This is a genomic window from Vibrio sp. Y20_XG_PY13 (genome assembly GCF_024181925.1).
GTDB lineage: Bacteria > Pseudomonadota > Gammaproteobacteria > Enterobacterales > Vibrionaceae > Vibrio > Vibrio parahaemolyticus.
In genome coordinates this window covers 37,113-56,059 of sequence record NZ_JAMZAL010000013.1, presented here as the reverse complement: position 1 = coordinate 56,059, position 18,947 = coordinate 37,113, and the positions used below count along the sequence as shown (strand labels likewise).

Here is an 18,947-nt window from a genome sequence, read left to right as displayed (position 1 = left end):
CTAAGGGATTATTCGTTATCGCCTTCGCCAGTCCATTCGATATTAAATTTCACTGCTTCAATGTACTCTGCATTTTTATCATTAGCATAACCGATGAAGCTGTAGATATTCTTTACATCTAAGCTTTGAATCTGAGAAAGATCAAAGTAGATGCTTGCATAGTCATACTCTTCGTCTGTAATCGTATTACAGCTGCCACCGATGTAATGTTGGCTGTACGGCGTGGTTAGATCATTGCCAGAGAACGTAAAACTTTTGTAGAACTCGTCGATGGTATCGCAACTAAAGTCTTTGCCTTCTACATCAAAATTTATGTAGGCCTTGTAACCTTGAGAGCCCTCAACTAACGCAAAACTTACCATGCCGAGATCGTAAACATTATCTTGTTCTGCTGGTAGGTAAATGTAGCCAAAGCGTTTGTCGTAGCTATCATCTGATTTCACTTGAATGCGAGATTCTGCATTAGCAGCATCTGCGAAGTACGTGTAGCGTTCTGCCTTCTCGTCTAATGCGATAGGGCGTTGAACGATAGTTTTTGCGCCTTTTGCAAGTTCGTCGGCATTACCAGCAACGTCAACTTCAAAAGACTCAGTCAGTGACTCACCATCTTCTTCGAATTGGAATGTTGCGATCAGACGACCGTTTTCTACTTTGTACGTCGCTTGCTCCTTTTGTGTGTCTGCGTCAGTACATTCTGTGCGGTTTTCTGAGCTGCGAACGTTGCCGTAAACAACACCACCTTCAAACTTGATTGATTCACACCATACGCGAGAGTAGTCAAACTCATCGTTATCATCACCATCATCAGAGCCGTGCTCTAGGTAGTACCAAGTTTTACCTTCTAATGGGTGAGCCGTTGGTGGTGGCGTAACGCCTTCTTTTACTTCTGGCATGCTGAGTGCAATCTGCACTGCGGTATGACCATCTGTTGCACTAATGGTAAGTGCTGCACCAGATTCACCAGCTTTTGTCGGTGTGCCTTTAATGGTGACAATCGCATTGCCATCTTCAATTGCTGATAGGCCTTCAATGTCTATGTAGTCCACTGAGTAGTCGGTGATCTGACCATCTTTATCTTGGAACAAACCAGAAACATCGAGCGTTTGTTCAAACAGTTCGCCCTGTTGTAGGTACCAGCCATCAACAATCGATTGCAGGCGAGCTTGCTCTGCTTCAACAACCATTGGTGGTAAGTTTGCAGATTCGATTTCGACTTCGAATACTGTGCTCACAGTTGATAGCACATCCCCGTTAGAGTTTTTGTCCTGCGCCGTTAGAACAATCTCAAAATCACCGGATTTTTCTACGATCGTGGTCGGGTGTAGAACAATTAGGTTGCCAACTTTCTCAACTTCAATGCCTGTGCCCGCTAAATTATGCGTCAGTTTTGTGTTCACAAAGCTTTGGTCTTTATCTTTGAAAAGACCTTCGATGTTTAGCTCAACGCCATCAAATGAAGCACCTTTTACGATTTTTGGTAGCTTATCCAGTTTATCTTCAGCTGCGTCTTCTATGGTTTCGTTGACGGTTAGCTTGTTGTTGACTACCGTTTCAGGCGCTAAGTTGTCGCTATTTGGCGTGCTATCAGTGATGACTGGACGTAGGCTTGGGTCATTGATGTTTTCGCCAGACGCGACAAGACGATCCACTTCTTGGTTTGCCGCTTGAGCAAACTCAGTCGCTTTCTTCTCGTAATTTGTTGGGTTTTGCGCTTTAGATTCTGTCAGAATCTGAGCGGTTTTATGTAGTTCGGCGTTTTTTGTCGCACCTTCAACAAAGTCACTGTACAGATCAATCGGAGCTTCCTCTGAGCCTCCCAATGCTTTGTTTACGTTTGCTTTCGCGTCTTCTTCAGTAATTGAAGGGTCTTTTGCCATTTCAATCGCCACAAGGTCCGTGATAGGTGAGATGACGTTAGACGATGATGGTGCGCGGAATACGATTTCGTGCGCCATAGCTTGGCTTGGGTGGTCCATATCTACGGTGTAGGTGCCAGCGTATTTCTTGGCATCCAAGGCGATAAGTTGTTTCTGTTTCGCACCGTTTGGAACGAGAGTTTGCAGTGCTAAGGTTTTTTCTGGTTTAGCGGCCAGTGTAAGCTGACCTTTCTCATCGGTCAGACCAAGAATAGATTCTTGAGTGTCCCATTGACCGTTGTTGTTCGTGTCTTCAAAAACAACTGCATTTTTGAAGTAGCCGTCAAAACCTGTGATCACAACACCGTTGCTTGCACTGCTTGAACCGCTATCTGAATCGCCACAGCCTGTAAGAGCGATAGCCACTGACGCTGCTAATAAACTCACCTTATTCATTATTCATTTGTCCTTGTTCGTTTCCGAATGAGAAAGTCGCTTTTTTTATTGTTGTTTTTCTTAAATCTCACTAGTGAGATTTAAGAAAGTTGTGTCTTTTTAATCACTATTGAGTAAGTGTTCAAGACACGAAAAACCGCATAAAACCCGTAAAATTTATTTGAGTTTTTTGTCGATGAGGAAGGAAATGAGACTTTGATCACGGTTCCACTTATTGTTTTTAGTGACTTAATGGTCAAAATAACATTATGTATTTTAAGTGGTTATTTTTTGTTGCTTGAGCGTAACGGCTTTGGGCTGTGATAAATCATATTGATTTTAAATTCTTCAACGCGATCAGCCAGTTCAGGCTTTGGACGCAAAATGTAGCTGTACACCTCGCCATCAAGTAGTTCGTCGTAAGGCGAGTAGCTCAGATCAAATGCTAACGATTGTTGTCTGGTCGTGGGGTTACTAATGTATTCGTAGCAGTCTATTAGGTAAGTCGGATCGTAGGGGTTAGGATCGGAGATGATGTCGACCTGATAGTCTCCTTGACCAGCAATGACATGGCTGCCATACCAGATGGCGACATCAGCACAATACAAGTTTGGATTGTAAGTGCGTAAGTTGAGATCGGAATCGATGCTTTCACCATGAGGCCCAATGACTTGAGTTCCATGGTGATAAATATAATTGCCAATTTCAGCCACGAGATAATCGCCATTTGGGCGAGGTAGCAAATAGTCAAAAAAGGCTATCTGGTATAAATATCGTCCTGTCGGTGCGTTGATCCGTTTTTCCATCGATTGCTTGTTCTTTTGCATGGTATAGCTTTCGAATTGTTTGCCATCAAACACGGTGGTGAAATAGTTCTGAGTCTCTTTATGAACCTGAGATGGGTACACCTTTTTGGTGGTCCAGATTTGACGAGCACCATTTGCGCTAACAATCAACGAGTCATCACTGATTTTGTAATGACCCACTTTTTTTAGTGCTCCCTTTTCTGGGCATAAGCGCTTGTTGTTGGAGGCGGCAAAGTACACTTCTTCGTTTTCAAACTGAAACGCTTCGCAATACACCACTTCATACGCGTACGCGATACCGCCAAGGTTTTGTGTGGTTTCGAGGCGATACACAATGTCACCGACCAAAGGATGGTCGGTGTTGTTTTGCTCTTCTTTAACGACTGGCAATTCAAAACGGGTCGTGACCCAGGCGTAATCTTCTTCACCATGATGATTGTCACGAGCAGCCACGGCTAAGTAAGTGGTTTGGTCGATTTCTTCTGGCGCACCTTGTACAACGATTTGGCCTTGGTTGAGCACCTGAAGACCATTGGCGTTTTCTAACCAGATCCGAGTGGTGAGCAGGTCACCATCGGGGTCTTCAAACAATTGGTTCAGACTTAACGAATTGCTGATCGGCTTGTTCTGCGTCAGCTCCCAACCATAAATGATGGTTTGCAGTTGCTGTTCGACCGATAGGTTGATGATGGGTTTGCTGTTGTTCGCCGCATCAACTTTGGGTTGTGGTGTCACCGCCGTCAGATCGTAAGGGTAGTAACCATCAAACGTATCAAAAGGGTTCTCGGCGACGTTTTGTTGATCGAATGGGGTGGCATTAAGCACAGCATCTAAATCGAGAGAGCTCGAGCCATCCAACGCCGATGTTGTGAGCGCCTGCTTCACCTCAATTAACGACGTACGTTCACCATAGTGATGTTGGCTTTTTCTTTTATCGACAGGAGCGCTGTTTAAAGAGCTGGCCGCAGATGCCATGCTGCTCTCGTCACTTAACAAGTAAACACCCAATAAACCGGCGCCGATCGCGCCGATAATCCACAGTTTCTTGGTCATGATTTATGCGTGTGCCATTCTTGATTGCAGCCAGCTGCGTGAGAACTTGAGGTCTTTTTCGATCTGACTTGCGCTGCACTCTAGCAGTTCGCTGATCTCCTGGTTCTTCATGCCCATCAGGTATTTGAGTTTTAAGGCGCTCGATTGACGTGGGTAGCGTGTGCTAAAGCTATCTAAGGCTTTGTCCATGATGATCAACTGCTCAAAGCGGTCTTCTTCGTCCTTCATCAGCGTGATGTGCTGGCGTTTTTGCGCTTGGTGTGAGCGGGCGTTGTCGATCAATATTTGGCGCATGACTTTAGCGGCCATTAAGAAAAAATCACGCTTGGTCGCGATTTCACTCATGTCGCAGTTTGACATCTTTAGGTAAGCATCATGAATCAATGCGGTGGTGCTGTTGACGCTGTCTGCCAATACCATGTTGTCGGTGCCGTATTTTTCGGCGTTGCGCTCACGTTCTTGTTGGGCGATTTTACGCAGTTGCAAATAAGCGAATTGGTACAGCTCGCTTTCGGCTTGTTTGTTGCCAGACTGCCACTGCTGAATAATGTGGGTTAGGGCTGAAGTCGTTGCCATGGTTATACCTCCTCGCTCACTTTGACAAATTCAGAAATCGTATGCGTTTCAATATGATCAGAACCATCTCGGTTACGACTAACGTTCTGTTGGTAGCGATACAAAATGCCTTGCTCCCAGTTGGCTCCCGCCGGTAAGTATTCCCAAGTGGTGTAGTTGATTTCTGCCGGAGTGGTTGACCAGCGCACCATGATGTTCATTTGCGCCAAATTGGCTTTCGGTTCGTCATTGTTTACCCACCACATATCGGCAAACTCGCGGGTGACATCTTGGGTGTATAGGCTTGCATCGGTTGGGCAGGTCTCAGCGCTGCGTGGCAATCGCATCACTTGTTGGTGGCGCATTAACAGACACGATTGTGTCATGGATTGCTGGTGGTATTGGGTTTGCTGCCACACGCCGAGGTAGTCGATGTCGTGCTCGCTGGTGTTAGGGTAGGAAAACCACAGCATTTCAGTGCGGTTGCTGTGTTGGATGTGTTTGTTGCGCCCGAGACCTTGTACTTTCTCCATAAAGAGCTCAGTGCTTGGGTCAAAATTCATCGCGACTGAGCGATATTTCCAGTCGCCTTCATCGTCAAAGTCTTCGAGAGAGAAGCCGTTCAAGTCGTTGCGGGTGCATCCTGTGATAGAGCAACCAACAAGGTTAAACCAATCCGCAAATTTGCTAATCGGCTCGACAATATCTTCCGTAATTTGGTGATTCGGCGATATGAAGCAACCTTGAAAATGGTCGCCAACACTCGGGTGTTCAATTAACGAATCTTTGGTGATGGTGAATCGGGTCTCACCAAAAGGGGGGCGATATTTGGGGTGATGTTTATAGCGCAGATCGTAGGCACAAGCTCGGCCCTGCCAATCTTTCTTTTTGATCACGATGTTTTTGAACGTGATGCCGCGAGGTTCAAAGATGATCTCATCAGAGGCAAAGTTTTCCTCAATGTACTGCTGGCTTTCGTTCAAGTGATCAATCGCCTCATCGACAGAAACCCAGTCGAGGTTGAGATGTCGTTTAGCATCATCCAGATAATTGAGATCGAGACTCTTGAGCTGGCTTTGAAAGCGAGGATCAGACAACACACGGTTGGCTAAGACAATTTCCTCACGATTCTCAGGCGTGCTGTCGAGAGAAAGCAGCAGACGCGTCATATTGATGCTGCGGCTGGGTTTGGTGGTCGCCATCGTTGGCGTAAGCACTTCTTGGCTCGATAAGGTTGTCAGCAGATAACCTTTGTCATCGTTACCAAGGAAGAAGCTGATCACATCACCTGGTTGGTAATGAAATGCGCCTTGCTGAGTGACTCCCGTGATATTGGAACTGGTTTTGTAATACAGGCCAGTCACTGGAGAGTCGATAAAGTAGCCTTGCTTCAAGGTTGAAGCTGGCGGGTGTGAAGTGGCTGCAGAAGCATCTGCCGCCAAAGTGGACGTAGCCGTCAATGCAGACAGCCAAAATACCACTGAACGTGTATACATCTTGTTTTAAGCCTTATTGGTTGGTGCTGTCCTTAGACGCACAATTTGGCTGACAACTCATTGGTGTAGTTAGGTGCTTCTCTGGCACCGGTGTCATCATCGCCAACAACATTTTTTGTTTTATATGTTTGGGGATATCTGGGTTAGAGAGTATCCGCCTTCGTGTTAGCTCCATCATGGAGTTCACCGAAAGATGTTCGACGTTCTGCCCCTTCGCATGGAAGATGAGGCGAGTCAGTTCGTACATCATATCTTCTGCAATCTTCTTCTCTTGTTGCAGTTGGATATTCTTTTGAATCAATGCATTACCAAATAGCACGCCGGATAAAACCAGAATGGCAGATAATGCTGCAGCCAGCGGACGGCGCTGCACTAAACGCAATGCGCTGTACAACGGCCAATGTTTTTTTTGTTCGATTGGGCGCCGCTCAAGCATGCGCTCAATATCAATTCTGAGTGCTCGAACGTCTGAATAGCGCAGTTTTGCGGCAGAGCGTGTCGCGCGTCTAATGACCCAGTAAACATCAGACCAAACGCGCGGTGACGGAAACATCATCGCGAGAATTTTACCCAGAGAGTACACATCGCTTTGCGCCGTCAGAAACTGACCAGTCTGTTGTTCTGGACTGGCAAAGTTTTGGCTAAACGCAATTAATGCGGGTGGGGATTCGCCACCGTTGTTTTGCACTTTCTGCGTCAGGTTGAAATCGAGCAATTTCGGTCGTTTATTTGGGTCAATCAAGATATTTTCAGGCTTGAGATCGGCGTGTAACACGAGGTGGTGATGCGCGTGTTCCATTGCCTGACAAATCTGCTTAAACAGCGTGAGCTTCTCACGGTCTGTCAGTGTGACTTCGGCAAGATAATCATCCAATGTTTGGCCAAACACGCGCTCCATGACGATGTAAACCGAGTCGTCATGCAGGCCGCCGTCAAAGACTTTCGCAATATAAGGGTGATTTAAACGTGCTAGTAGCTGCGCTTCATCGAAAAGTGCCCGTTGTCCGAGTACATTACTTAAATTGCTTTGGATGAATTTGATCGCAAGATCTTGCTCGAAGGTCTCATCTGCACGTTGCGCGGCATAAACGACGCCCATACCACCACGCCCCAACTCATGAGTTAGGCGATACTTACTGATCACTTCGCCACTAAGGTCGATCTCGCTGTTGGTCGCTTGATGAGCGCCAAAGTAAAGCAATTGCGTTAATCGCTCTTCTGTGGCTTCATGGGCTAAAAGGGGCGCGAGTTGAATGTATAGCTCAGGTTGACTCTGTTGCAATTCTTGGAGGTATTGCTGCTTTTGAGAGTCGTCCAGATCAAGAAGATGATAATAAACTTGGGTTTCGCTGGAGCCTAACTGCACAGTGCCTGATATCTTATTGTTTTACGTGCACTATTTTATAAGAAACTCAATATTAATGTCATTTATTTATTCGTTTTGCGAGTGTTTCTTTAAAAACAACTCTGTAACAATAAGTGTATGATTTTATTGTGGATATTATGTTTGGCTTTTGGTGGCTTGTCGGCATCCTGTGTATTCGTCATAATGTTACATGTAACATTATTGATAAATCACATATTTATGGCTCAACAGAATAAAAAAACACGAACGACATTGCAGGATGTCGCAGACCAAGTTGGCGTAACGAAGATGACGGTTTCGCGCTATATGCGCAATCCAGAATCGGTGGCTGAGAAGACCCGCGTGAAAATTGCCGCGGCAATCGAGGAGATGGGGTACATCGAAAATCGCGCCCCCGCGATGTTGTCTAAGTCTTCCAGCAAAGCCATCGGCATCTTACTTCCTTCTCTGTCCAACCAAATTTTTGCTTCCTTTGTTCAGGGCATAGAGACGGTCACTAAGGCTAACGGCTACGAAACACTACTGGCACATTTTAGCTACGATGAGTTGGAGGAAGAGCGCAAAATCGCCTCTTTGCTTTCCTACCAAGTGGATGGGTTGATTTTGACTGAAAGTCACCACACTCCACGCACGTTGCAGATGATAAAAAACGCTGGCGTTCCGGTGGTCGAAACCATGGAATTGCCGCCACAACCGATTGATATGGCTGTGGGCTTGGATCATGAAGACGCTTCGTACAACGCGGTGAAACGTATGTTGGACGCTGGTAAGCGCACCATTGTTTATTTCGGTGCGCGTTTGGACACGCGTACCAAACTGCGTATGCAAGGTTACGATCGCGCGATGAATGAAGCCGGACTCGAACCCAAACATGTGTTAACTGGCGTGCACTCCAGTTTCTCCCTTGCGCATGATTTGCTTGAACGCGCACTGGAAACGTACCCAACGCTCGACGGGGTGTTCTGTACCAACGATGACATCGCAATTGGTACTATGCTGAGTGCGCAGCAGCGTGGCATTCAAGTCCCGCAGCAATTAGCGGTGGTGGGTTATAACGCCTTGGATATCGGTCAGACCATCAGTCCGAAGCTGACCAGCGTTGATACGCCGCGTTTCCAAATTGGTGTAAAGAGTGCAGAGCTTTTAATTGCGCGTCTGAAAGGTGAAGCGCAAGAAGAAAAAGTGTTTGATATGGGTTATCAGATCACTTCAGGAGAGAGTGTTTAACTCGCAGTTAACCGCTCTTCGTATTCGCTCATCAATGGTATTGGCAGGTTAGGGTATGGCACATCAGCTGGATGCATTGGATCTCAACTTAATGCGTTTATTAAAAGCCGTGGTGGAAAACCGCAGCATCAAGCTGGCCGCAATGCAGCTTGGCATTTCTCAACCGAGCGCCAGCCGCGGCGTAATGAAGCTTAAGCAAGTGTTTGATGACCCGCTATTTGTGCGTAAAGCGCATGGAGTAGAGCCATCTCCCATGGCGATTCGCCTTGCCGCCGAATTCGATAACATGATTGCACCACTGGAAAAAGTGGTGCAAGAATTTGAAGTATTCGACCCTCAGCAATATCAAGGGCAGATCGCGATTGTAACCGACCCTTATTTGATGGATGAACAAGGGCAGCGATTGCTAACTGGCTGCCATCGAGCGTTCCCTAAAGCGCACTTTGCCTTTTCCAGTTGGAACAGTTACTCGCACGATGAAATGCTCGAAGGTGAGCACGATTACTGCATTCTTGACCAAGAGACCGAACTGTCGAAAGACATTTACATGCGTCCGTTATTCGTTGAAAAACGAGTGATTTTGGCGCGTAAAAACCATCCGACTTTGTCGAAAGTCAGCAATGATTGGGACACGGTCTCCAAACTGCCCCTTGTTTCTTTGCCTGCGCCCGCGTCATATAAACCGCTTTGTACCGTGGAGTCCGAGTATCGCCGCATGGGCTATGAGCCCGTGGTGTTATTGAAATCCTATAATTTGCGCGTGGCTTGCCAAATGCTGCAAGAAACCGACGCAATTATGTATGCCAGTCAAAGCTCGGCATTGTTGATGCCGGAACTCGCGTCTTACGCAATGCCACTCGTCAACCGTGAGTTCAGTCAGTTTGTGGTCTCTGGCGGTTTCCTTCAAACTAACCGCAACCATCCTTTGCACAGACATTTGCATAAAGTGGTGCGACAAACCCTCAATACGCCGCTGATTTTCACGCAGTGACGTCACTTTATGGCATCGGCTGAATGAGAGAGCAGGTGCTTTAACCTTGCCAATATTGTGTGATTACATAGACAACTTACTTCTTAAGATATTCAAAAATGAATATCTCAATTACCTGTCTCTTTTTCCTACCCAGCGCTAACCTTATCTCAAATAGTCAGGAGAAGTGGCTCATTTTTATCTTTTTAACTTTTTGAATGTCGATACAGGTACGCGACATTCACCATTCTCCGTTATGCATTTTTTTAATTTCTGATGGAGGATTAATCATGCTAGTTGCACGTCTATTTTTATTGCTCGCCATCGTTGCCGAAGTGGCTGGCACCAGCACGATGTCTCTTATCGGACAAGGGCACGGGTGGTGGGGCTACATCGTAATGTATGTGCTGATCGCAATCTCTTACTACTTTCTCGCGTTTGCCGCGAAGAAAATATCGATCGGTGTGGCATACGCTGTCTGGGAAGGGTTGGGTATCTCGTTGATCACCGTGGTGTCGATCATCGCCTTTGATGCCAACTTAAACCATCAAGAGCTGTTTGGTTTGATGTTAGCCGTTGTCGGCATTGTGTGTGTGACGTTAGGGGAATCACACGATCAACCTAACGCTGAGAAAAACGCCGATAAACCGGCAAAAGAACGTTCATTTTCTGCTAGTACAAGGTGCGAATCATGAGTCAATTTTTTACGATGTCATTTGGATTTGTCGTGATGGCTGCCTTGGTCGATATCATGGCCAATATGGCGCTGACACGCTCAAAAGGTTTTAAATACAAAGGCTGGGGCATTGCGGCGATTGTGTTGGTACTGACAGCATTCACGCTGTTGGCACAAGCGGTTAAAGAGATCGACTTAGCCATTGCTTACGCCTCTTGGGGCGCGATTGGTATCTTGGGTACCGCAGTGGGTGGAGCCTTGCTGTTTAAGCAGAAACTCAAGCCAATCGGCTGGTTTGGTATCTTTGTGGTGATTGCTGCGGTCGTGGTGATGAAAACCGCTTAATCAAGCCAAACAAAAACAACGAAGACAAATACAAAGAGCGGAGTATCAAACTCCGCTCTTTTTGTTTTTCTGGCTTACACAATGAAGCTTGCGCCTTCTTCTGCGCTAGAGACGTTTTGGCGGATCACGCTAAACAAGCCTCGTCCCCATGTTTGTTGGGTAGATTCGGTGTCGAAATGAATCAACTCGCGACCAGTGGTATCGCTTAAGTTGTTCAGTTCGCCCGTTTGGCAATCCAGACGAATCAAATCGCCGTTGCGCACCAAACCAATCGCGCCACCACGAATGGCTTCTGGAGAAACATGAATCGCAGACGGAATTTTACCTGACGCGCCAGATAAGCGACCGTCAGTAACCAACGCCACTTTAAAGCCCGCTTTTTGCACGTTACCTAAAATTGGCATCAGCTTGTGCAGTTCAGGCATGCCGTTTGCCGCTGGGCCGTTGTGTGTGACCACAACGATGCAATCTTTGTTCAGCTCACCACGTTTGTATGCGGCTTCCACTTCGTGTTGGCATTGGAATACGATCGCTGGTGCCACAATCACGCGTTGCTCTTCTTTCACCGCAGACACTTTCACCACGGCTTTGCCCAAGTTGCCAGTCAATACGCGAGTGCCGCCAGTATTTTGGAAAGTGGCGTCTGGTTTGGCGATCACGTCACCGTCTTGGCTGCCTTGGCACGGTGTCCAAGTCAGTTGTCCATCGACAAGGCTCGGCAGCGTCATTTGGTCTTCAAATTTACCAAACACGGGTTTCACATCGCGATGCAAAAGTTCGGATTCGTTCAAGCGGTGCAATAACGCTGGCACGCCACCCGCGTCTTGGAACGCGTTCATATCGGCTGGGCCGTTCGGGTAAACGCGAGCTAACAAAGGAACCACATCCGACAGATCGCTGATGTCTTGCCATGTGAGCAAGATGCCAGCAGCACGCGCCACGGCGATCATATGAATGGTGTGATTGGTGCTGCCGCCAGATGCAAGTAGAGCGATGATGCCGTTGACCAAGCTCTTTTCTGTGACCACCTCGGCCAGCGGACGGAAGTGTGCAGAACCCGCCGTCATTGAGGCGATTTTCAGAGCCGCGTGATCGGTTAACGCTTTACGCAGTTGGGTATGGGGATGAATGAATGCCGAACCTGGCAGCATCAAGCCCATGGCTTCGAACACCAACTGGTTGGTGTTGGCGGTGCCGTAAAACGTACACGTACCCGCAGAGTGGTAAGCGCGACACTCCATATCCAGCAGAGCGTCTTTGCCGACTTCTCCCGCTGCGTATTTTTGGCGCACGTCGACTTTCTCTTCGTTGCTGATGCCTGTTGCCATCAGACCCGCTGGTACAAACGCAGTCGGCAGGTGCGCGTAAGACAGCGCGCCCATCAGTTGCCCCGGGGCGATTTTGTCACAGATGCCAAGCAGTAATGTGGCATCAAAGACATTGTGGCTCAAAGACAACGCCGTTGATTGCGCAATTAAGTCACGCGAAAACAGCGACATATCCATGCCGGCTTGACCTTGAGTCACCCCATCGCACATCGCTGGCACACAACCTGCGACTTGCGCTGTATGTCCGTAGTCCGCCAGCACTTGTTTGATTTGCGCTGGGTAGTCTTGGTACGGCTGGTGGGCGCTCAACATGTCGTTGTAGGCGCTGATCAGCGCGACATTGGCATGAGTAAAATCGAGAATATTTTTCTTTTCAGAAGAGCAAGAAGCGGCGACTGCATGGGCTAAGTTACCACAAGATAAACCAACACGGCCTTTGCCAGCTTCGGCTTGCACTTCGGTGCGAGCAAGAAACGCAGCGCGCGCTTCACGGCTGCGCTCGGTCAAACGTTGTGTGACCTCAAGAACAACAGAGTGAGTCATTACGCCACCTCGATCGCTTGCATTTTGATTAGCTCAGCGGCAGAGCGTTCCACCACGTCGCTGATGTCTCCGTCGATACTGACGATTAGAGTTTGAGGCTCGTTGTCTGGGCGCTCTAGCGTCTCGAATTGGCTCTTCACCATGTTTTCTTTCATGAAGTGGCCTTTGCGCATACGCATGCGATTAAGGATCAACTCCATATCGCCATCAAGGAACAGGAAGGTCACGTTGTCGTTGCCTTCGCGGATCTGATCGCGGTAAATCTTTTTCAGTGCTGAACAGACAATAATGCCGTGTTCGTTTTTGCTTTCTAGGCTGTACGCCGCATCACGAATGCGTTCTAGCCATGGCTTGCGATCATCATCGTTCAGAGGCTGGCCCGATGCCATTTTCTGAATGTTCGCTCGTGGATGAAGATCATCACCATCAATGAATTTACGCCCTAGCTTTTTCGCTAGATGCTCACCAATTGTGCTTTTACCACTAGCACAAACGCCCATAACGATGACACTACTACCAGCCATAACTTATCCTCATAACCAAATTTGCGCGTGATCTCAATTTTTGAATTCACTTTAAAATATGGGTTTATCTTATTCATGTTATCGGTAACATGTTACCGGTAACTGAAGTAAATGTGAACCATAACACAAACAATAATTCTTAAAGGTGAACCTATGGAGCAATTAACCCAAGCCCCAGATCCTACGTTCCTACTGACGATTGCAGGCCTTGCCATTGCAGCGTTACTCGTTCTGATCATTAAACTGAAAGTCCATGCTTTTGCTTCCCTTACTATGGTGAGTTTAGGCACAGCAATCGCCACTGGCGTTCCTTCTGAGAAAGTTGTATCGACCATGATGGGCGGCTTCGGCGGCACACTGGCTTCCGTGGCATTACTGGTTGGTCTTGGTGCGATGATCGGTAAAATTCTTGAAGTGACTGGCGGTGCGAAAGTGCTGGCAGACACTTTGATTGGTCGCTTTGGTAAAGAGCGCGCACCATTTGCTTTGGGCGTCGCTTCATTACTGTTTGGCTTCCCAATCTTCTTCGATGCTGGCCTTGTAGTGATGATGCCAATCATCCTAAGTGTGGCGGCTCGTTTTGGTGGCTCACCAATTAAATACGCGTTGCCTGCAGCTGGTGCTTTTGCGGTTATGCACGCGTTTGTTCCACCACACCCAGGTCCGGTTGCAGCGGCAGAATTCCTTGGCGCAAACATCGGTCTGCTATTGGTGGTGGGTATTTTGGTTGCTATTCCAACTTGGTACCTTGGCGCTTACCTATTTGGTTTGTACGCGGGCAAAAAATTCGATATCCCACTATCTAAAGCCTTCTTTAATGGCGAAGCAATGGTGGATGAGCGCAACGCACCAAAATTTGGCACGGTTATGACCATCCTTGTGCTGCCAGTCCTGTTAATCTGTTTGGATACGGTATTGAACACACTGGCGGTTGCAGGTTTGATTGATGGCAAAACGGCACTGGTTGAGTTCCTACGTATGCTAGGTAAAACCCCAGTCGCGTTGCTGATTACTTTGATTGTCTGTCTGGCTGTGTTTGCCAAAGACTACGGCATGGCAAAACTAGAAAAATTGTGTGGTGAGTCATTGGCTCCAATCTGTGGCGTTATCCTAGTAACGGGTGCTGGTGGCATGTTTGGCGGCGTACTGCGCTCAAGCGGCATCGGTGATGCACTGGCTGACGTTCTTACAGACACAGGTATGCCTGTGATTGTGGCGGCGTTTGTGATTTCAACCTGTCTGCGTGTTGCTCAAGGCTCGGCAACCGTAGCGCTAACCACTACGGCGGCTCTTATCGCGCCAGTTGTGGCTGCATCAACAGGTTTGAGTGAACTAGACCTTTGCTTTATCGTAATCGCGATTGCGGGTGGTGCAACGGTACTGTCTCACTTCAATGACTCTGGTTTCTGGTTGGTCTCTCGTCTGCTTGAGATGGATGAGAAAACCACATTAAAAACTTGGACGGTAATGGAAACGTTACTTGGCGGTATCGCGTTTATTATCGTCGCAACATTAAGCTTTATTCTTTAGAGGTTCCCCATGACAACACTTGAACAACGATTAAGAGAAATCAAAATCGTCCCAGTTATCGCAATCAACGACGTAGCACACGCTCTGCCACTGGCAAAAGTGTTGGTAGAAAACGGTTTACCATGTGCGGAAGTGACATTCCGCACCGAAGCGGCGGCGGAGTCGATTCGCATCATGCGTGAAGCGTACCCAGAATTGTTGATTGGCGCGGGCACCGTTCTGACCACAGAACAAGTGGACATCGCGATTGAAGCGGGCGTGGACTTTATCGTGAGCCCTGGTTTCAACCCAACGACAGTGAAATACTGTCAGCAACGTGGCGTGACTATCGTACCGGGTGTAAACAACCCAAGCTTGGTTGAGCAAGCGATGGAAATGGGTCTGCGTACGTTGAAGTTCTTCCCTGCTGAGCCATCAGGCGGCGTAAGCATGCTGAAAGCACTCACGGCGGTTTACCCAGTTGAATTCATGCCAACAGGTGGCGTAAGCCCATCCAACGTGGAAGATTACCTAGCGCTGAAATCGGTTGTAGCTTGTGGCGGTACTTGGATGGTGCCAACCGCAATGATGGACAACGGCGATTGGGAAGGCATTGCTGAATTGGTTCGTGCAGTTAAGTAAAACGCACAAACGGCTCCGAAATACCCCGAACGTTAGAAAAAGTGATACGAAAAAGGGTCATCAAGTTATTTGATGACCCTTTTGCTTTTTGGAATGAAGCGGCTTTAGAAGTGATGCTTCATAAAGCGCTTAATAAAGCGAATGAAATCTGCTTCGGCTAGCTTCGCGCACTTCAATGTTTGGGCGTGAGACAATTCTACATCTCCCAAGCCTTCTGCCATGTTGGTGATCGCACACACTGCCAATACGGGTAAGCCGCAATGCGCCGCAGAAATCACTTCTGGCACGACCGACATGCCCACCACATCACCACCGATGATTTGCATCATGCGGATTTCGGCTGCGGTCTCAAAGTTGGGGCCTGTGTAAGAGACAAACACACCTTCATTCAGGTGAATGCCATTGGCTTTGCCGACTTCAAACGCTTCTGCGCGCAGGTCTTTGTCGTACGCATTGGCGAGGCTGAAGAACCTCGGGCCGTACTCTTCATCATTCGGACCGATCATTGGAGATTCAGGCATGGTATTGATGTGGTCATGAAATACCACCAGAGAACCGACGTCGATGCGTTCAGGGCGAAGTGAGCCTGCCGCGTTGGTGACGAGCAGAAACTCACAGCCCAGCTTTTTAAAGGTGCGCACGGGCGTTGTCATGACCTTCATTGAGCCGTGTTCGTAGTAGTGACCGCGACCTTTCATGCACACTACGTTTACGCCGCCCATGGTACCAAGCACCAACTCACCAGAGTGGCCTTGCACGGTGCTAACCGGAAAGCCTTCGAGCTCTTCGTATGGAATGACCACTTTGTCTTGTAGTTCGTCTGCCAATACGCCTAAGCCTGAGCCTAAAATAAACGCCGCTTTAGGTTGGAAGTTTGGTTTGCGTTCGCGAATGGTTTGTAGCGCGCCGATTACTGGATCCTGATTCATGTTAGTCACCTTCTGGTTGTGTGTTGATTACATTTTGTGACTTTCTGCGCTGGTTATCTTTGCTTTATTCGCTACTATCATCCTTAAAAAGAGGATGATGAAATTCGCTAGGACTCAATGCATGAAGTCAGAACCATTTGAGCGCGTGACGCTGAAGATGCTGCGTTACTTTTACGAGGTCGCACAAACCAAGCATTTCACTAAGGCGGCCGAGAATCTCAATATCACCAATTCGCCGTTGAGCAATCGCATCAAAGAGTTGGAAGAGGTGCTTAACGTCAAACTGTTTGAGCGTGATTCAAGAAACGTCATGCTGACGGAGGCCGGGCGATTGTTGGAGTCCAAATGCCAACTGATTTTTCAGACCTTAAATGTCTCGCTCAATCAAGTGCAGCAAGTGGGGTTGAACCAGAGAAATATCCAGCGAGTTGGTGTGGTAAGTAGCGCATTTTGGGGCGGATTTGATCGTCTGTTACAGCGTTTCCATGCTGAGCATGACACTTATCACGCCGACATTTTTGACCTCAACCCAGAGACGCAAAAGAAGCATCTGAGCGAGAAGAAAATTGATGTGGGCATTGTGCGTTTTGCCGATGCACTCAACATTTATCCGTATCAGTCGGTATCTTTGGGCAAAGATGTGTTTGTGGTGGCGGTGTCGGAGCAACATGAGTTAGCCAGCAAATCTTTGCTGCGGCTCCAAGATTTAAAGACGTGTGAGTTTGCGTTTATGAGTTTGGCGAATTCAGCCTCGGCAAACTTCATCATCAATGCCTGTCTGCAAGAAGGCTTTTCACCCCATATTGGCAAACAAGTGGTGGAGCCAAGCACCTTGATGGCGTATGTAGCAAACAGCAACACCGTGACGTTGGTGCCGTCGACGTTTTCTCAGCATCATTGGCATGGGATTCGTTTTATCAAGCTGAAAGAATTACTGCGTGCAGACTTATGTCTGATTCATGACGGTAAGCAGGAGAGTGCTATCAAAGCCGAGTTTATTCGCACGTTATTGGAGAATGCGAGTTAAGCATGGGCTAACAAAAAAAGGTCACCCTAAGGTGACCTTTTCAAATGATTCGCTGAAATCAGCAATGCGATTAGCGCGCAATTAACGCATCGTTACGAACTCTTCTGAGCCCGTTGGGTGGATAGCCACAACAGAGTCGAAGTCTGCTTTGGTTGCGCCCATCTTCATTGCTACGCCGAAGCCTTGGATCATTTCATCTACCGTGAAACCGATGCCGTGTAGACCAACAACCGTTTCTTCTTCACCCGCACATACAAGCTTCATCTTACATGGTTGACGGTGCTTAGTAACGGCGGTGTACATCGCCGTGAAGCCAGATGTGTAGACTTTGATGTTGTCTTTGCCGTACTTCTCTTCCGCTTCTTGCGTTGTAAGACCGATAGTGCCGATTGGTGGGTGGCTAAATACCACAGTTGGTACCAAATCGTAGTCCATCTTCGCGTTTGGTTTGTTATTGAACAAACGCTCAGAAAGTTGACGACCCGCTTTCACTGCTACTGGCGTTAGCTCGATACCGCCTTCCATGATGTCACCCACACAGTAGATGCCTTTCACGTTGGTTTCTTGGTATTCGTCTACCTTAATGTAGCCTTTTTCGTTCGTTGCCACGCCAGTTGACGCTAGGTTGATTGCATCAGTTGCTGGGTGACGACCGATTGCCCAAATCAGTTGGTCAACGTTTTGGCTCTCACCGTTTTCTAGGTGCAGAGTTAGGCTGCCATCGGCTTCTTTTACCACTTCTTTTGGTACAGAATGGGTGTGCAGTGTTGGGCCTTCTGCTTCCATTACTTCAACCAACGTATCGATGATCATTGGGTCAAAGCTACGCAGTGGTGACTCTTTACGTACGAACAGGTGCGTTTCTGTACCTAGTGCGTGCAGTACGCCAGCAATTTCAACTGCGATGTAGCCTGCGCCCACAACCGCAACGCGTTTTGGTTGCTCTGCTAGGTCGAAGAAGCCGTTTGAATCGATGCCGTATTCAGCGCCTGGAATGTTTGGAATAGTAGGACGACCACCAACCGCGATTAGGATGTGATCCGCAGTATAATGTTCACCGTTTACTTCTACAGTTTTCTCGTCAACAAACTTAGCAAAGCCTTTAATCACGTTTACTTTGTTGTTGCCAAGAACGCGATCGTAAGATTGGTGAATACGACCTATGTACGCCTGACGACTCTCAACCAGTTTGCTCCAGTCGAAACCTTTCACGTCGACATCAAAACCGTAATCTTCTGCGTACAGGTTCATTGCTTCTGCGATTTGTGCGCCGTGCCACATCACTTTCTTCGGTACACAACCTACGTTTACACAGGTACCACCGAGATCTTGAGCTTCGATTAGCGCAACTTTCGCGCCGTACATCGCCGCACGGTTTGCAGATGCGATGCCGCCACTGCCGCCACCGATACAGATATAGTCAAAATGAGTCGCCATTACTTTCTCCAAGAGCTTATAAATTTTATCTGGTACATAGATAGATTGGGATGACCTTGCCTGAACTCAATGCCACCGTTATCCCACTATCATAAATCGAATGTAACGAATTCCTAAATGGGAAAAAGTGACATTGCTTATGACAAATAGCGATGAGAGGTACAAAAAGAAGAATAAGCGCGATCAGACGGCGGAGTTGAGAGCATAAAAAAGCGCAACGAGA

At 47.7% G+C, this 18,947-nt stretch carries 16 protein-coding genes; 7 read left to right on the top strand and 9 right to left on the bottom strand.

Annotated elements, in window-relative coordinates; translation table 11 throughout:
* Positions 1 to 8: 8 nt before the first annotated feature.
* From NL646_RS20995 to NL646_RS20975, 5 genes are all read right to left on the bottom strand, one after another.
* Positions 9 to 2,312, bottom strand: a complete 2,304-nt coding sequence (locus NL646_RS20995; RefSeq protein ID WP_253664649.1) for a hypothetical protein — start codon at positions 2,310 to 2,312, stop codon at positions 9 to 11.
* A gap of 263 nt (positions 2,313 to 2,575) precedes the next feature.
* Complete coding sequence (locus NL646_RS20990; RefSeq protein ID WP_025795827.1) at positions 2,576 to 4,150, bottom strand: hypothetical protein; 1,575 nt, start codon at positions 4,148 to 4,150, stop codon at positions 2,576 to 2,578.
* Between the two features lie 3 nt (positions 4,151 to 4,153).
* A complete protein-coding gene (locus NL646_RS20985; RefSeq protein ID WP_253664648.1) occupies positions 4,154 to 4,726 on the bottom strand; it encodes a sigma-70 family RNA polymerase sigma factor in 573 nt (190 codons plus the stop codon).
* 2 nt (positions 4,727 to 4,728) lie between these two features.
* Positions 4,729 to 6,201 (bottom strand): hypothetical protein, encoded by a 1,473-nt coding sequence (locus tag NL646_RS20980; protein WP_005487539.1) that lies wholly within the window; start codon positions 6,199 to 6,201, stop codon positions 4,729 to 4,731.
* 13 nt (positions 6,202 to 6,214) lie between these two features.
* Positions 6,215 to 7,567, bottom strand: coding sequence for a serine/threonine-protein kinase (locus tag NL646_RS20975; RefSeq protein WP_253664647.1), 1,353 nt, complete (start codon positions 7,565 to 7,567; stop codon positions 6,215 to 6,217).
* A gap of 219 nt (positions 7,568 to 7,786) precedes the next feature.
* Between NL646_RS20975 and NL646_RS20970 the strand changes: the two genes are divergently transcribed.
* The 4 genes from NL646_RS20970 to NL646_RS20955 all read left to right on the top strand — a co-directional run bounded on the left by NL646_RS20970 (position 7,787) and on the right by NL646_RS20955 (position 10,785).
* Entirely contained in the window at positions 7,787 to 8,794 is a 1,008-nt protein-coding gene (locus NL646_RS20970) for a substrate-binding domain-containing protein (RefSeq protein ID WP_005496635.1), read from the top strand.
* A 55-nt stretch (positions 8,795 to 8,849) separates the two neighbouring features.
* Positions 8,850 to 9,785, top strand: coding sequence for a LysR family transcriptional regulator (locus NL646_RS20965; RefSeq protein ID WP_005455215.1), 936 nt, complete (start codon positions 8,850 to 8,852; stop codon positions 9,783 to 9,785).
* Positions 9,786 to 10,054: 269 nt separating this feature from the next.
* Positions 10,055 to 10,459, top strand: coding sequence for an SMR family transporter (locus NL646_RS20960; protein WP_005455212.1), 405 nt, complete (start codon positions 10,055 to 10,057; stop codon positions 10,457 to 10,459).
* The gene (locus tag NL646_RS20955) at positions 10,456 to 10,785 is read left to right on the top strand and encodes an SMR family transporter (RefSeq protein WP_005478614.1); all 330 of its coding nucleotides are present in this window, start codon (positions 10,456 to 10,458) and stop codon (positions 10,783 to 10,785) included. Before NL646_RS20960 ends, NL646_RS20955 begins: the two co-directional genes overlap by 4 nt.
* Positions 10,786 to 10,859: 74 nt before the next feature.
* Here NL646_RS20955 and edd read toward each other — a convergent pair whose 3' ends face one another.
* Both edd and NL646_RS20945 read right to left on the bottom strand, forming a co-directional pair.
* Entirely contained in the window at positions 10,860 to 12,656 is a 1,797-nt protein-coding gene (gene edd / locus NL646_RS20950) for a phosphogluconate dehydratase (RefSeq protein WP_005478701.1), read from the bottom strand.
* Complete coding sequence (locus tag NL646_RS20945) at positions 12,656 to 13,180, bottom strand: gluconokinase (protein ID WP_005467756.1); 525 nt, start codon at positions 13,178 to 13,180, stop codon at positions 12,656 to 12,658. The genes edd and NL646_RS20945 overlap by 1 nt, the downstream gene beginning before the upstream one ends.
* Positions 13,181 to 13,333: 153 nt before the next feature.
* On the opposite strand from NL646_RS20945, the gene NL646_RS20940 reads away from it, so the two are divergent.
* Together NL646_RS20940 and NL646_RS20935 are read left to right on the top strand one after the other, a co-directional pair.
* Entirely contained in the window at positions 13,334 to 14,710 is a 1,377-nt protein-coding gene (locus NL646_RS20940) for a GntP family permease (RefSeq protein WP_005478622.1), read from the top strand.
* Positions 14,711 to 14,719: 9 nt separating this feature from the next.
* The gene (locus NL646_RS20935) at positions 14,720 to 15,331 is read left to right on the top strand and encodes a bifunctional 4-hydroxy-2-oxoglutarate aldolase/2-dehydro-3-deoxy-phosphogluconate aldolase (RefSeq protein ID WP_005379148.1); all 612 of its coding nucleotides are present in this window, start codon (positions 14,720 to 14,722) and stop codon (positions 15,329 to 15,331) included.
* Positions 15,332 to 15,435: 104 nt separating this feature from the next.
* Here NL646_RS20935 and xapA read toward each other — a convergent pair whose 3' ends face one another.
* Positions 15,436 to 16,260, bottom strand: coding sequence for a xanthosine phosphorylase (xapA, locus tag NL646_RS20930; RefSeq protein ID WP_253664646.1), 825 nt, complete (start codon positions 16,258 to 16,260; stop codon positions 15,436 to 15,438).
* 121 nt (positions 16,261 to 16,381) lie between these two features.
* Here xapA and NL646_RS20925 point away from each other — a divergent pair, with 121 nt between their 5' ends.
* Positions 16,382 to 17,287 carry a LysR family transcriptional regulator gene (locus NL646_RS20925; RefSeq protein WP_253664645.1) on the top strand — a complete coding sequence of 302 codons (906 nt, stop codon included), beginning with the start codon at positions 16,382 to 16,384 and terminating at the stop codon, positions 17,285 to 17,287.
* Between the two features lie 81 nt (positions 17,288 to 17,368).
* On the opposite strand, the gene gorA is transcribed toward NL646_RS20925, so the two are convergent.
* Complete coding sequence (gorA, locus tag NL646_RS20920) at positions 17,369 to 18,724, bottom strand: glutathione-disulfide reductase (protein WP_005478739.1); 1,356 nt, start codon at positions 18,722 to 18,724, stop codon at positions 17,369 to 17,371.
* Positions 18,725 to 18,947 lie beyond the last annotated feature (223 nt).